Genomic DNA, 673 nt, shown 5'->3' on the forward strand with positions numbered 1-673 from the left:
CATTAAATTTTTCCAACCTCACAAGCAAAATGACAGCCGATTTAATTTAATACAACAAATTAATTATAAAGATTTTCTCAAAACTACATTATCAAAAAATAGAACCAGCTATCATGAGAATTCTAAATTATTTAGCAATACATATCAATTTATCAAAACAAATGCAAAGACAACAATTGTTATATTTCACGACCCAATCAAGTTAATCAACAACATATTAGATTCGTATCACTTATACGATACTCAAGTGAGTATCACAATTGAAGACTTAAATAAACCACTCAAACTTAGAGAGGTTAACAAACCTATTTTTAATGATTTTTCAGTTCAATCTTTAATAACTTTTTCCAAAGATATATGGGCAATTAACTATCAGCCCACACTGGCCTATTTAGCAAACAACAGAATAAATAGCAATAAATTAGTGGCAACTATTGGTCTAATTTTTACTGGTTTATTAAGCATGATGTTATTAATAATTACTGGAAAAAATACTTTGATTGATTTAAAAGTAAAAGAAAGAACTCTGTCTCTAGATTTGAAAATCAATAACTTTAAAGAAGATAAAATTCAATACCAAAAATTAATTGAAAACCACCCGGTAGTTTTATGGAGACAAAACATCAAAACCAACCAACTAACTTATATCAGTAGTAAAGTTGAAAGCCTCTAT

Annotated in this window: 1 protein-coding gene; it reads left to right on the forward strand. The window is 27.3% G+C overall.

The window, feature by feature from the left end; all coding sequences use genetic code 11:
• On the forward strand, nt 1–673 hold a 673-nt coding region (locus MVY38_RS10010; protein WP_297485773.1), incomplete at both ends, for a hypothetical protein.

The organism is Sulfurimonas sp. (assembly GCF_027056685.1).
Taxonomy (GTDB): Bacteria; Campylobacterota; Campylobacteria; order Campylobacterales; family Sulfurimonadaceae; genus Sulfurimonas.